Origin of the sequence: Agrobacterium bohemicum, assembly GCF_001562555.1 — a bacterium.
Classification (GTDB): Bacteria; Pseudomonadota; Alphaproteobacteria; order Rhizobiales; family Rhizobiaceae; genus Agrobacterium; species Agrobacterium bohemicum.
In genome coordinates this window covers 201,111-213,937 of record NZ_KQ961023.1, presented here as the reverse complement: position 1 = coordinate 213,937, position 12,827 = coordinate 201,111, and the positions used below count along the sequence as shown (strand labels likewise).

12 protein-coding genes are annotated in these 12,827 nt (G+C 54.3%); 9 read left to right on the top strand and 3 right to left on the bottom strand.

Translation table 11 applies throughout. The features are described 5' to 3' along the window. Positions 1–31 precede the first annotated feature (31 nt). From trkA to ATO67_RS01010, 4 genes are all read left to right on the top strand, one after another. Positions 32–1,408, top strand: a complete 1,377-nt coding sequence (gene trkA, locus ATO67_RS01025) for a Trk system potassium transporter TrkA (RefSeq protein ID WP_067643066.1) — start codon at positions 32–34, stop codon at positions 1,406–1,408. A gap of 189 nt (positions 1,409–1,597) precedes the next feature. Then, positions 1,598–1,840: an RNA chaperone Hfq gene (gene hfq / locus ATO67_RS01020; RefSeq protein WP_003496145.1), complete on the top strand. Its 243-nt coding sequence runs from the start codon at positions 1,598–1,600 to the stop codon at positions 1,838–1,840. 203 nt (positions 1,841–2,043) lie between these two features. Next, positions 2,044–3,372, top strand: coding sequence for a GTPase HflX (gene hflX, locus ATO67_RS01015; RefSeq protein WP_067643063.1), 1,329 nt, complete (start codon positions 2,044–2,046; stop codon positions 3,370–3,372). Positions 3,373–3,566: 194 nt separating this feature from the next. After that, positions 3,567–4,754 carry a GGDEF domain-containing protein gene (locus ATO67_RS01010; protein ID WP_067643060.1) on the top strand — a complete coding sequence of 396 codons (1,188 nt, stop codon included), beginning with the start codon at positions 3,567–3,569 and terminating at the stop codon, positions 4,752–4,754. A gap of 16 nt (positions 4,755–4,770) precedes the next feature. On the opposite strand, the gene mazG is transcribed toward ATO67_RS01010, so the two are convergent. Next, entirely contained in the window at positions 4,771–5,607 is an 837-nt protein-coding gene (gene mazG / locus ATO67_RS01005; RefSeq protein WP_067643057.1) for a nucleoside triphosphate pyrophosphohydrolase, read from the bottom strand. 23 nt (positions 5,608–5,630) lie between these two features. Further along, on the bottom strand, positions 5,631–6,218 hold the full coding sequence (locus ATO67_RS01000; RefSeq protein WP_067643054.1) for a tRNA-specific adenosine deaminase: 588 nt from the start codon (positions 6,216–6,218) through the stop codon (positions 5,631–5,633). Positions 6,219–6,451: 233 nt separating this feature from the next. On the opposite strand from ATO67_RS01000, the gene cysG reads away from it, so the two are divergent. The 5 genes from cysG (at position 6,452) to ATO67_RS00975 (ending at position 11,375) form a co-directional block, all read left to right on the top strand. After that, complete coding sequence (gene cysG, locus ATO67_RS00995) at positions 6,452–7,912, top strand: siroheme synthase CysG (protein ID WP_106404884.1); 1,461 nt, start codon at positions 6,452–6,454, stop codon at positions 7,910–7,912. Then, entirely contained in the window at positions 7,905–8,219 is a 315-nt protein-coding gene (locus tag ATO67_RS00990; RefSeq protein ID WP_067643048.1) for a DUF2849 domain-containing protein, read from the top strand. The genes cysG and ATO67_RS00990 overlap by 8 nt, the downstream gene beginning before the upstream one ends. Before the next feature lie 8 nt (positions 8,220–8,227). Further along, positions 8,228–9,898, top strand: coding sequence for a nitrite/sulfite reductase (locus ATO67_RS00985; RefSeq protein WP_067643044.1), 1,671 nt, complete (start codon positions 8,228–8,230; stop codon positions 9,896–9,898). Positions 9,899–9,909: 11 nt separating this feature from the next. Then, the gene (locus ATO67_RS00980) at positions 9,910–10,416 is read left to right on the top strand and encodes a DUF934 domain-containing protein (RefSeq protein ID WP_067643041.1); all 507 of its coding nucleotides are present in this window, start codon (positions 9,910–9,912) and stop codon (positions 10,414–10,416) included. 146 nt (positions 10,417–10,562) lie between these two features. Continuing rightward, a complete protein-coding gene (locus tag ATO67_RS00975; protein WP_067643038.1) occupies positions 10,563–11,375 on the top strand; it encodes a ferredoxin--NADP reductase in 813 nt (270 codons plus the stop codon). Positions 11,376–11,431: 56 nt separating this feature from the next. Here the strand turns inward: ATO67_RS00975 and ATO67_RS00970 are convergent, their stop codons facing one another. Next, positions 11,432–12,700 (bottom strand): MFS transporter, encoded by a 1,269-nt coding sequence (locus ATO67_RS00970; RefSeq protein ID WP_067643034.1) that lies wholly within the window; start codon positions 12,698–12,700, stop codon positions 11,432–11,434. Between the last annotated feature and the right edge of the window lie 127 nt (positions 12,701–12,827).

Genomic DNA, 12,827 nt, shown 5'->3' with positions numbered 1-12,827 from the left:
AGTTGCTGTTCGGATACCTTAGAGAGAGCGCATGAAAGTCATCATTTGCGGCGCAGGCCAGGTGGGTTACGGCATTGCGGAGCAATTGTCGCGTGAGGATAACGAGGTCTCCGTTATCGATACCTCGGCAGCGCTGATCGCGGCGATTACTGAAACGCTCGATGTTCGCGGCTATGTTGGGCACGGCGCGCATCCGGACATGCTGGCCAAGGCGGGTGCCGATCAGGCGGATATGATCATCGCCGTGACTTTGTACGACGAAATCAATATCGTAGCCTGCGAGGTGGCGCATGCGCTGTTCAGCGTTCCCACCAAAGTGGCTCGAATACGCGACCAGAGCTATCTTCAGCCAGAATATGGCGACCTTTTCAGTCGCGAAAACATGTCCATCGATGTCACGATTTCACCGGAAATCGAAGTGGGCAAGATGGTCCTACGCCGCATCGCGTTTCCAGGGGCAACCGATGTGGTGCGCTTTGCCGATGACAACGTCTTCATGCTTGCCATCGAATGCATGGATAATTGCCCGGTCGTGAATACGCCGTTGCAGCAGCTCAGCCATCTCTTTCCGGATCTGGTCGCCACCGTCGTCGGTGTCTATCGCGGCGGTCATTTGAAAGCGGTCGACTCCTCTGAGCAACTGCGCACGGGTGACCTTGCATACGTTATTTGCCAGAAGCACCACGCCCGCAGAACACTTGGCTTGTTCGGCCATGAGGAGCAGGAAGCAAGCCGTATCGTGATCGCAGGCGGCGGCAATATTGGACAATATGTTGCGCGTTCCATCGAAGAGTTCCAGCCCAAGACGCGGGTCAAGATCATCGAGTCCGACAGGGAGCGAGCCATTGCTGCGTCCGAAAAACTCAATTCCACAATCGTTTTATGTGGTTCGGTGCTGGACCAGAAAATCCTGCATCAAGCGGATATTCAGGATGCCGATCTGATCGTCACCCTGACCAATAACGACCAGACGAACATCCTTGGCGCAGTCATGGCCAAACAGCTTGGTTGCAGGTCGAACCTTGCTCTGCTGAACGGTCCGTCTTTTCACGATGTCGCCAAGTCGCTTGGTCTCGATGCCTATATCAACCCACGCGCCGTTACCATTTCTCGCGTGTTGCAGCACGTTAGAAAAGGACGGATACGCTCGGTCTATGCGGTGCAAAGAGGGAACGGCGAAATCATCGAGGCAGAGGCCCTCGACACATCGCCGCTGGTGGGCCAGGCATTGCGTGAGGTGGACTTGCCAGATGGGGTTCGCATCGGAGCGATCTACCGTGACAAGACCGTAATTCGCCCGGATGGAGCCACGAAAATCAAGGCGAAAGACCGCGTTATCCTGTTTGCTTCGGCGGATGCAGTACGAGACGTAGAGCAGCTATTTCGCGTATCTATTCAATATTTCTAAAACATTGGGTATGAAATAAAAAAAGCTCGCCTGAGTAAATCCGGGTAAGTTTTTCGACATTGCGGAACAGATCGTGATTTGATACCAGAGTTGCTGATCGGCTGACAGGGGGACTACGTTCAACCGATCCTATTATTGATTGTTTATTTCCCGGTCTCCCATCCGGGCAAAAAAGAAAGAATCGGCGCCATGGCGGAACGTTCTCAAAACCTGCAAGATCTTTTCCTGAACACTGTTCGCAAGCAGAAGATTTCGCTGACTATTTTCCTTATCAACGGCGTCAAGTTGACTGGCGTTGTCACATCCTTCGACAACTTCTGCGTTCTTCTTCGCCGCGATGGTCACTCTCAGCTCGTATACAAGCACGCGATCTCGACCATCATGCCGGGCCAGCCTATGCAGATGTTCGAATCGGAAGAGGGCGCTGCTTAAGACAGTACGGCTGTCTTTTAGCCATCATTCCCGCTATGATATTGCAAACAACGGAACCGTGGTAACGGACCGTTGTTTTGCATTCCATACGCCATGAGAATGTCTGGCGTTTTCAACTGACACTCGAAAGGTGCAGGCACATTTCTACACGCGACACATCGAACGAATCCATAATCCCGGAACAGGAAAAGCGCCGGGATGACATGCGCGCAGTGGTTATCATTCCGGTTTTGAAACAGGGGCGTCCCCCGAAAGAATCCACGGCCACGACGCCACTCCGTTCCATGGACGCGAAGTTGGAAGAGGCAAAGGGGCTTGCCCTCGCCATCGATCTGCATATTTCCCAAGGTCTCATCGTTCCAATCAGTCAGCCACGCCCGGCCACGCTTTTTGGCAGCGGCAAGATCGAGGAAATCAAACATCTACTGGAAGAAACCGACTCCGGTCTGGTCATCATCGATCATCCGTTGACGCCGGTTCAGCAGCGCAATCTTGAAAAGGAGTGGAACGCGAAGGTCATCGACCGAACCGGCCTTATCCTTGAAATTTTCGGACGGCGCGCTTCGACCAAGGAAGGTACGCTTCAGGTCGATCTCGCTCACCTGAATTACCAAAAGGGCCGACTGGTCAGAAGCTGGACACACCTTGAACGCCAGCGTGGTGGCGCGGGCTTCATGGGCGGCCCCGGTGAAACACAGATCGAAGCCGACCGTCGTTTGTTGCAGGATCGTATCGTAAAACTCGAACGTGAGCTGGAGCAGGTCGTCAGAACCCGCCAGCTTCACCGCGCAAAACGCCGCAAGGTACCGCACCCCATCGTCGCTCTGGTGGGGTATACCAATGCCGGGAAATCGACGCTTTTCAATCGCATAACCGGTGCTGGCGTACTGGCAGAAGATATGCTTTTTGCGACGTTGGACCCTACGCTTCGTCGTATGAAGCTGCCACATGGCCGCACTGTCATCCTTTCGGACACAGTCGGTTTCATTTCTGACCTGCCGACACATCTGGTCGCCGCCTTCCGCGCGACGCTGGAAGAGGTTCTTGAAGCCGACCTTATTCTTCACGTCAGGGATATGTCTGATCCCGATAACGGCGCGCAATCTTCCGATGTCATGCGTATTCTCAAGGATCTCGGAATTGATGAGAAGGTCGCAGACGAGCGGCTGATCGAAGTCTGGAACAAGGTCGACAGGCTTAAGCCTGAACAGCACGATGCGATATTGCAGAATGCTGAAGGACGGACCAATGTTCGCGCGGTTTCCGCCATCACCGGCGAGGGCGTCGACGCTCTCATGGACGACATATCGCAACGCCTTTCCGGCGTACTGATGGAAACGACCATAGACCTGAACGTAGAGCAGTTACAGTTTCTATCCTGGGTCTACAACAATGCAATCGTGGATTCTCGCACAGATAACGAAGACGGCTCGGTCTCGCTGGACGTGCGTCTTTCCGGGACGCAGGCGCTTGAAATTGAAAGGCGATTAGGCAAGGTGCAAAAGGCCGAAACGGAAGACTGGAACGAGTGAGCAGAACATTCCCTGTGCTTTCTTTCTTGGAGAGAGCTGGCAGAGCGACCCGCTGAGGAGTTCATTTCTACTTAACTTAATTCACATTTCGCCTATCTGGTATATGCCCTGTGCAACCAATAGCCTGAATTTCGTGAGGCTTTAGTAATCAGCTCTGTGTGATATTGTCGCTCAATTCATATGAGCTTGCCATAATGTTTCAACCTTTAGATCTTCCCACTGTTCTGTTGCTTCACAAGCTATCATTTTTCGTAGCAGCTCTGTGTTTCCTGTATGTCCGGTCTCAGTCGCGTGAAAGTGTTGGGCTCGGCTTTCTGGCGATTGGTTTCTTCCTCGTCGCGATGGCGTCTACGCTTGTGGCAGTCGGTAAGATTTTTACGGATTTCGAACATTGTTTGGCGTTGGCGGGTAACTTCGCTGGCCTTGTGGGATATTCGATTTTCTGGATCGGGATGTGTCGGATAAGCACACAGCAGCGTAGACGCAGAGAATGGCTCATTCTGTGCCTTCCGGTGATTGTTTGTGTCGGCCTGCTGGTGACTGGCTATTACCAGTCCACGGGCGCGCGAACCACCGCATCGCAATCCACGACTGTTCTCTTGCTTTTTGCCGCGGCAGTCACCGTTTTTTCAGACCGAGTTATCGAACCGCTTCCGGTTAGAAAAGCTCTCGCGGCCACAATGGCGTTTGCTGCTTTGCTGAGTGCACTTGTCGTCATCGGCATTCTATTTCCAGATGTTGCACTCGTTTCATCGAGAAATGCGTTTTTCGTATCAATCGTCTGTCACTTCGCAATTGCCGTCTTCGTTCTCGCATTGGTGAAGGAGCGCGCGGAAGAGGGGTTGAAACGGCTCGCGGATCTCGATGTTCTGACCGGAGTTCTCAACCGGCGCTCGTTTTCGACGCGGCTGCCCGAACACATGCGCCAGGGCGATGCGATCGTCATGATCGATATCGACCACTTCAAACGTATAAATGACGGTTTTGGTCACTTTGCTGGTGATGAAGTGCTCGCGCGCGTAGCGCGAGAGCTATCCGTGCGCGTTCGACCCAATGATAGTTTTGCGCGCTTTGGCGGTGAAGAGTTCATCCTCTTCATGCCGGCGGCAGGTGAGGGGGAAGCTGCAGCTCTGGCCGAAAGCATTCGCCAAGTCGTCAGCTCGATAAAACATTCGATCGACGATCAGAACGTCGTTGCTACACTGAGTATGGGGCTTGCGATTTGCGCAGATAAAACCTGCACGCCGCATGCTCTCATGAAAATGGCCGATACGGCGCTCTACGCCTCGAAGGCTGCGGGTCGTGATCGACTGACAGTTTACAATGCCGAAGATTTCGAAAAAAATCCGGCATTGTCAGATACCGTACGACACGCTGGTTGATTGGCCAGTCAACCGGTTATTCTGCGATCTGGCGTTCGATGGCCTTGGCCGATTGCCAAAGCTGCTCCATCCGGTCCAACGTCGCAGACTCCAAAGTCTCACCATTTTCCGCCAGTGATGTCTCGATATGTTGGAAACGGCGGCGAAACTTCGTGTTGGTCCCTCTTAGTGCATTTTCCGGGTCGGCTTTCACATGTCGACCTATGTTGACGAGCGCGAAGATAAGGTCTCCCAATTCGTCTGACACTTTCTCAGCTTTCCCCTCGGCCAGAGCTTCGCGTAGCTCGGCTATTTCTTCTTCGATCTTGTCGAGAATGGGTTCTGGCGCTGACCAGTCGAAACCAACGCGCGCGGCCTGTTCCTGAAGTTTCAATGCTTCTGTCAGCGCGGGTTGAGCGCGCTGGATAGCGCCTAGAAAACCGGCTTTCGAATCCCCGCCTGTTCCTCTTAGAGCGCGGCGCTCTGCCCGCTCACGTTTTTCCTGGGTTTTTATCGCGTCCCACTGCAGCTTTACCGATGCGGGCGTATCGGCTTCCGACTTGGCAAAAACATGCGGGTGGCGGCGGATCATCTTGGTCGTTACGGCATTGACGACGTCGCCAAATGAAAACTCGCCCATTTCCTCTGCGATGCGGGAATGGAACACCACCTGCAATAACAGATCACCAAGCTCGTCGCAGAGATCGTCCATGTCGTTACGCTCGATGGCATCCGCAACCTCATAGGCTTCCTCAATCGTATAAGGCTTGATCGTCTCAAACGTCTGGACGATGTCCCACGGGCAGCCTGTCTCCGGTTGGCGGAGCGCTTCCATGATCTCTATGAGGCGAGAAATATCTTTCGAGGCTTCCATGTCATCTTGCTTTCTGACGTGTTTCAGTTCAGCGGAATGTTGTTTTCGCTCTTGGACGACTGATAATTGGTCGACAGATCATCATAGGCTGCTTTGATGCGCGCCGTCTGGTCTTTAAGCTGTGCTTTAAGGGGCTGATCCTCGTTTTCCACCAGATCGGAAATAAAATAGGAGTTCCAGAACGCGTTACTACGCCTGTAACCACCCGGCTCTAACCCGAATACCTCTTTCAGAATTTTCAGATCATGCGGAATGGCGAAGGCATCACGCGAATCTTCGTGGCTGAAAAAGGAATAGAAATTGTCAAAACCCGCCCATGTTATTGCCGACATACACATGGTGCAGGGCTCATGCGTCGATAGAAAGATCAGCTCTTTCGTGTCGGGTTTCTCGCCCAGTTCATGGAACCGCTTCAATGTGTGAATCTCACCATGCCATAGCGGGTTCTCAAGCTCGTTGTTGGTTTCAGCAATAACAAGCGATAGGTCGGATTTGCGTAAAATAGCTGCGCCAAATACCTTATTGCCGAGTGAAACTCCGCGCACGGTCAGAGGAAGAATATCGTTCTCGATGACGTCCAGCAGTCGAGATGCTATTGTCTGTTCAGTCAAGGTAATTTCCTGTCGTAGAGGGGCCAGCGGTCAAGTCGTGAATACGGCGGGAATCGCCATAAAAGTATAGCAAATTTGTAGAATATCGTTGGGATTACAACAGTGTGGCGATTTCGCCCTGTCGGGTGCTTTTCCTCCAAATCTACCCTTGTCGGGAAATAAAAATCTACTGCAATATAGCAACTGAATTTCTGTACCTTCAATACGGGCACCGGATCGGACATATTATGACCATGCTTAAAGACCCCACAGAAAAAGCCGATCATCGGCTGACGACATTTCCTGCCTTTTTCAGGGTTGAGGGACGTTCTGTGGCGGTGTTTGGAAATGGTGACGAAGCGTTTGCCAAGGTGCGGCTTCTTCTTAATACGAGTGCCGAGATTTGCGCATTCGCTGATGCTCCCCAGGATGACTATGCGGCCTTGCTTCAGCAGGGAAACGTCGTCCACCGTCCGCTTGCGTTTGCACCGGAGCTGATCGACGGAATGGTTCTGGTTTTCGCAGCCACCGGCGAAGAGGCATTGGACCGGGACATCGTGGACGCAGCACGCGCCAAATCTATTCCTGCCAACGCGGTGGATCAGCCCGGTTACTGCGATTTCTACACGCCTGGTCTGGTCGCGCGCGCACCGCTCGCTGTTGCCATCTGCACGGAAGGTGCGGGACCGGTTTTAGGGCAGATGATACGCGCACGCATCGATCAAATGCTGGCGCCGTCGCTCGGCCGTCTGGCTAGGCTTGCGGTCGAATATCGCGACGCGGCTGAAAACTCCATTCCCAAGGGCGCGCTTCGCCGTAATTTCTGGCGTCGGTTTTTCACGGGCAGCGTGGCGGACTCAGTCGCGCTTAATGATATCGATGCTGCTCATGCAGCCGCATCGAAACTTCTTCAGTCACCTGAAAGCCGCGAAGGCTACGTCTGGCTGGTTGGCGCAGGTCCCGGTGCTGAGGACTTGCTGACTTTGCGTGCGCAGCGCGTGTTGATGCAGGCTGACGTCATCGTTTACGATGCGCTGGTGCCGCAGGAAATCGTTGATATGGGCCGCCGGGATGCCGAACGTCTGTCTGTCGGCAAGCGTAAAGGCTGTCATTCCAAGTCTCAGGGAGACATCAACAAGCTGCTGGTGCAACTGGGGGAAGAGGGCAAAAGGGTCGTTCGCCTCAAGTCTGGGGATCCGCTTGTTTATGGACGTGCCGCAGAAGAAATGGCGGCTTTGCGCGAGGCTGGCATCGGCTACGAAATCGTGCCGGGTATTACATCTGCCTTCGCAGCGGCAGCGGATTTCGAACTACCCCTGACTTTGCGCGGGGTCGCATCTTCGCTCATCTTTACCACCGGCCATGATCTAGCCGGTGACATTTTGCCTGACTGGGCTCGGCTCGCAGTGTCGGGAGCAACCATCGCAGTTTACATGGGCCGGTCTGTTGCCGCTTCGGTTGCTACACGCCTCATGAATGCTGGCCTCAATGCGGACACGACAGTCGCCGTTATCGAAAATGCCAGCCGGTCCTATCGCCGCCTCATGCATGGCACATTGAAAGATTTACCGGATCTGGAACATCGCGACGAACTGACCGGCCCTGTCATGGTCATCATCGGTGACGCGGTTGCCGGTGCGAATTTCGAGAGATCCGAAGCTCTATCCCTTGCTGGCGAACATTCGGATTTAAAGCAGGAGTATGCAAATGGTTGACAAGGTTCTGACAGCCAACCGTCTGGGTGATGGCATCGCCGTGTGGCTTGATGCGAATGGTGAGTGGTCCGAAGACCTCCAGTCGGCACTCGTGGCGCGTCATGCTGAGGCGGAAGCCTCGCTGGAAGAAATCGGCAAGCGGGATTTCTCCGCCAACAAGGTCGTTGATGTGAACATTGTTGATGTCGCGGAGACGGACGGTCGTTTATGGCCCACGCGCCTTCGCGAACGCATTCGTGCCGCAGGGCCAACCATTCAGTATGCCGCCGGCTTCAAGCCTGCCGATCCCGACTTTATTGCAGTCTGAGGAATATCATGTACCGCTATGATGAGTTCGACCATGCTTTCGTTCAAGGCCGCGTGGATCAGTTCCGCGATCAGGTGGAACGACGCCTTTCCGGTGAGTTGGCCGAAGATGCTTTCAAGCCATTGCGTTTGATGAATGGGGTTTATCTGCAACTGCACGCTTATATGCTGCGCGTTGCCATTCCCTATGGCACCTTGAATGCCAGGCAGATGCGGATGCTGGCGCATATTGCGCGCAAATACGACCGCGGTTATGGTCACTTCACCACGCGCCAGAATATTCAATACAACTGGCCACGCCTCGCCGATACGCCAGACATTCTGGCGGAATTGGCCAGCGTTGAAATGCATGCCTTGCAGACTTCGGGCAACTGTATTCGCAACGTCACCGCAGATCACTTTGCTGGTGCTGCCGAAGATGAAGTCGCCGATCCGCGCCCTTACGCGGAAATCCTGCGTCAATGGTCTTCCGTTCACCCGGAATTCTCGTTCCTGCCGAGAAAGTTCAAGATCGCCGTCACGGGTGCTGCCAAAGATCGAGCCGCCATTCAGGTCCACGACATCGGTCTGCATCTGAAAAAGAACGAAAAAGGCGAGATTGGCTTTGCAGTGTACGTTGGCGGCGGGCAGGGCAGAACACCGATGATCGCCAAGAAGATCAATGATTTCCTGTCCGAAGAAGATTTGCTGTCCTACACGACCGCGATCATGCGCGTTTATAATTTGCATGGCCGTCGCGACAACAAGTACAAGGCGCGTATCAAAATCCTCGTCCACGAGACTGGTGCCGAAGAGTTGGCGCGTCAGGTGGAAGCGGAATTCGCGCAGCTGAAAAACGGCGAGCTGAAATTGCCGGATGCCGACATCGAAGCGATTACCTCATACTTCGCTTTGCCCGATTTGAAGGCGCGTCCCGAAGGTTGGGAAAGTCTGGCACGCTGGAAGAAGGCCGACCCGGATTTCGCGCGCTGGGTGGACCAGAACGTGCAGCCACATCAGAATCCGGACTACGGCATGGTGACGGTGTCGCTGAAGCCTATTGGCGGCATTCCGGGTGACGCCTCCGATGAGCAGATGGATATCGTCGCAGATATTGCCGAAGAGTATGCGCTGGACGAAATCCGCATCAGCCACGAGCAAAATATCATTCTTCCGCACGTGGCACTGGCCGATCTGGAACCGGTCTATCGTGCATTGCTGGGCGCTGGTCTTGCCACGGCCAATGCTGGTCTGATTACGGATATTATTGCCTGTCCCGGGCTGGATTACTGCGCGCTTGCCAATGCGCGTTCTATTCCGCTGTCTCAGGAAATCTCCAGCCGCTTTGGCTCGCCGGAGCGTCAGGCGGAAATCGGTGAGCTGAAGATCAAGATTTCCGGCTGCATCAATGCCTGCGGCCACCACCATGTCGGCCATATCGGCCTTCTGGGTGTAGAAAAGAAGGGCGCGGAACTCTACCAGATCACACTTGGCGGATCGGGTGATGAAAACTCATCAATCGGTGAAATCATCGGCCGCGGCTTTGAGCCGGATAAGGTGACAGACGCGGTGGAAACCATCGTCAATACCTACCTTGGTTTGCGGCTGTCAAAGGAGGAGACTTTCCTCGAAGCATATCGTCGTGTCGGACCGCAGCCGTTCAAGGATACGCTCTACCCCGCCGCTGCTGCCGCTGCATAAGGAACCGTGTGATGACAAAAATCTGGAACGAGCGCGGTTTCGTTGAAAACGACCCTTGGGTCATAGAGACGGAAGAGCTTAAGGCGCAGGATGGCCAGCAGGCCGTTCTAACCCTTGATGCTTTTATCGCGCGCGCCGAGGAAAGCAATGATGTCGGCCTCGGGGTCCTCATTACTCCCGCAGATAATGTCGAAAAGCTTCGGCCTTTCATCGATCGCATCGAACTTGTCGCCGTCAGCTTTCCGGCGTTCAGCGATGGTCGTGGTTTCAGCCATGCATCGCTTTTGCGCTCTCGCCTGAATTATGAAGGCGAGGTCAGGGCGGTTGGTGATGTGCTGATCGACCAGGTGCCGTTGATGCTGCGTACCGGTTTTAACAGCTTTGCAGTGAGCAACGAAACGGCGATCCGGCGGCTGTCTGAAGGGCGTCTGCCGGGCATCGATCACTATTATCAGCCAACGGCAAAGGCGGCGGACAATGGACCGGCTTATAGCTGGCGTCGTCGCGCCTCGAATTGAGGTGTTATGTAGAAATATGAGTTTTTAATACATATTTCTACACGCATAGCTACAATGACATTCCTGTGCCTTCAAAAGGCGGGTCAGATGGTATATTGCCCATCTGGAATGTTGCACACCCCTATGAAGATGGACGGATAGAGAGAATGAACGCTCCAGCCAAGACGGAAGAATTTGCGGTGAAAATCCCTGATGGTGTCTACGCCGAAACGGTGCTGTCCGTCGAACATTACACCGACCATCTTTTCCGCTTTCGGATGACGCGCCCTGCGGGCTTCCGCTTCCGTTCAGGCGAGTTCGCAATGATCGGCCTGATGGTCGGTGAAAAGCCGATCTATCGCGCCTATTCCATTGCCAGCCCTGCCTGGGATGAAGAACTTGAGTTTTTCTCGATCAAGGTACCTGATGGTCCTCTGACATCGCATCTCCAGCAGATCAAGCCTGGTGACACGGTCCTGATGCGCAAGAAGCCGACAGGCACGCTAGTTCTGGATGCACTGACCCCTGGGAAGCGTCTCTACATGTTCTCCACCGGAACCGGTATTGCGCCTTTTGCGAGCCTCATCCGTGATCCTGAAACCTACGAGAAGTTCGAGGAAGTCATCCTCACGCATACCTGCCGCGACGTTGCAGAGCTGAAATACGGCTTTGATCTGGTCGAGGAAATCAAGAACAACGAGTTCCTGAGCGAAATAGTCGGTGACAAGCTCAAGCATTATGCCACTGTCACCCGTGAAGATTACGCCTTCACGGGTCGCATCACCGATCTGATCGAGAATAGCAAGATGTTTGCAGACCTCGGCGTCCCAGCCCTAGACCCGGCAGTGGATCGCGGCATGATCTGCGGCTCTACCGCGATGCTGAAGGACACCAAACTTCTGCTGGAAAACGCTGGATTGACGGAAGGTGCAAACAACAAGCCCGCTGAGTTTGTTATCGAGCGCGCCTTCGTCGGTTAAGCGCCGCGCGCACCAAACGAATGAAAAAAAGGAGGCCTACGGCCTCCTTTTTTATATCACGTCCCATCGGTATCCTGCCTCGGCGCAATATCGTGTCTGTAAACGATGAAGGTAATGATGGCGATAGCCGCAATGCCGCCGCCGACAAGGTGAGAGAGGGCATAGCCGCCCTGCGTGGTCAGCCATCCCGCCACGCCATTGCTGAGCGAAGCACCGATGCCCTGCACCGTCATGACGCTGGCGAGACCCACGTTGAAACGACCCGTGCCTTTCAAAATTCGCTCGACCGCAACCGGTGTTGCAATGCCGAGCAATCCTGCACCAATGCCGTCCAGTAGCTGGACCGGATAGATAACCCAGAAACAATCAAACGAAGCGGCTAGGACGCCACGAATAGGCAGAGCAATCAGTGCAATTATAAACACAGCTGACAACCCGAACCGCCGGATGAGCCAAGGCGCGGCGGCGGCCACGAAAATCATCGCAAATTGCGCAACGCCGGTAATGATCGCGGTGGTTCGGAACGGTGTATTCAACTCGATTGCAAAATTCTGTGCGATCAAGCGGCCCATGGGGGCGTTTCCAAAATGGAAAATCAAAAGGATAATCGACAGAAAGATCAGTCCGCGTTCCTTAAACAGAACCCTGACCCCGGATGGTCCTGGCTCGCCTTCATCGTGGCCCAGCCCGCGCGCCACCTTGTGATCGATCCTTTTGGGATCAATCGCCACCACCGCCGCAAGCGCTCCAATCGCTGTCGCCACCATCAGGCCGATAACGCCTGATATGCCGAAGGCAGTTACCGCGAAATAGGTGGCGAACAGTGAGACGAAATTGCCACCGTGATTCCAGAACTCGTTGCGGGAAATCTGTTGTGAGAACAGTTTTTCACCAACGAGACCCAGTGTGAGACCGGCGAGGGCAGGGCCGACGACCGCACCGACAACAGCCGTCATAATCTGGCCCGTCCAGACGACAGCCTCATTGGTGAAGAGCAGCGTAATCAACGCACCGATCGTGACGAGGACGACTGGAACGGCAATGAGTGTCCGCTTCCATGTGGTGCCATCAACCAAAGCACCGCAGAGCGGCGTTGCGGCAAGTCCGACCAAGCCGCCAACCGTCGCTATGACGCCAAGCTGCATGGCCGACCAGCCGTTGGTGGCCAGAAAGGCATCCAGAAACGGTCCAAGCCCGTCGCGTGCATCTGCGAGAAAGAAATTGAGCACGGCAAGAGCAAAAATCGAACGATCGGATAGGCCGGTCCCAGGGGATTTCCCGAGCGAGCGAGCGCTGGCATCGATAGGCGGTGTTAGCGTTGTCATTTAAGGCTCTCCGGGACGGGCGAGATGAAGCTGGCGAGAAACGCACTTGATAGGTTTAGGTTGCTTTGTCGCAATAGAATCTGTGCGAAGGAACTATCGTTAGAGCGGAGCGTTCGGTTTCCACACA

Bases quoted from the DNA above. Each gene is read 5' to 3' on its own strand.
- trkA (WP_067643066.1), top strand. From the start codon at position 32: ATGAAAGTCATCATTTGCGGCGCAGGCCAGGTGGGTTACGGCATTGCG.
- hfq (WP_003496145.1), top strand. From the start codon at position 1,598: ATGGCGGAACGTTCTCAAAACCTGCAAGATCTTTTCCTGAACACTGTT.
- hflX (WP_067643063.1), top strand. From the start codon at position 2,044: ATGCGCGCAGTGGTTATCATTCCGGTTTTGAAACAGGGGCGTCCCCCG.
- ATO67_RS01010 (WP_067643060.1), top strand. From the start codon at position 3,567: ATGTTTCAACCTTTAGATCTTCCCACTGTTCTGTTGCTTCACAAGCTA.
- mazG (WP_067643057.1), bottom strand. From the start codon at position 5,607: ATGGAAGCCTCGAAAGATATTTCTCGCCTCATAGAGATCATGGAAGCG.
- cysG (WP_106404884.1), top strand. From the start codon at position 6,452: ATGCTTAAAGACCCCACAGAAAAAGCCGATCATCGGCTGACGACATTT.
- ATO67_RS00990 (WP_067643048.1), top strand. From the start codon at position 7,905: ATGGTTGACAAGGTTCTGACAGCCAACCGTCTGGGTGATGGCATCGCC.
- ATO67_RS00985 (WP_067643044.1), top strand. From the start codon at position 8,228: ATGTACCGCTATGATGAGTTCGACCATGCTTTCGTTCAAGGCCGCGTG.
- ATO67_RS00980 (WP_067643041.1), top strand. From the start codon at position 9,910: ATGACAAAAATCTGGAACGAGCGCGGTTTCGTTGAAAACGACCCTTGG.
- ATO67_RS00975 (WP_067643038.1), top strand. From the start codon at position 10,563: ATGAACGCTCCAGCCAAGACGGAAGAATTTGCGGTGAAAATCCCTGAT.
- ATO67_RS00970 (WP_067643034.1), bottom strand. From the start codon at position 12,700: ATGACAACGCTAACACCGCCTATCGATGCCAGCGCTCGCTCGCTCGGG.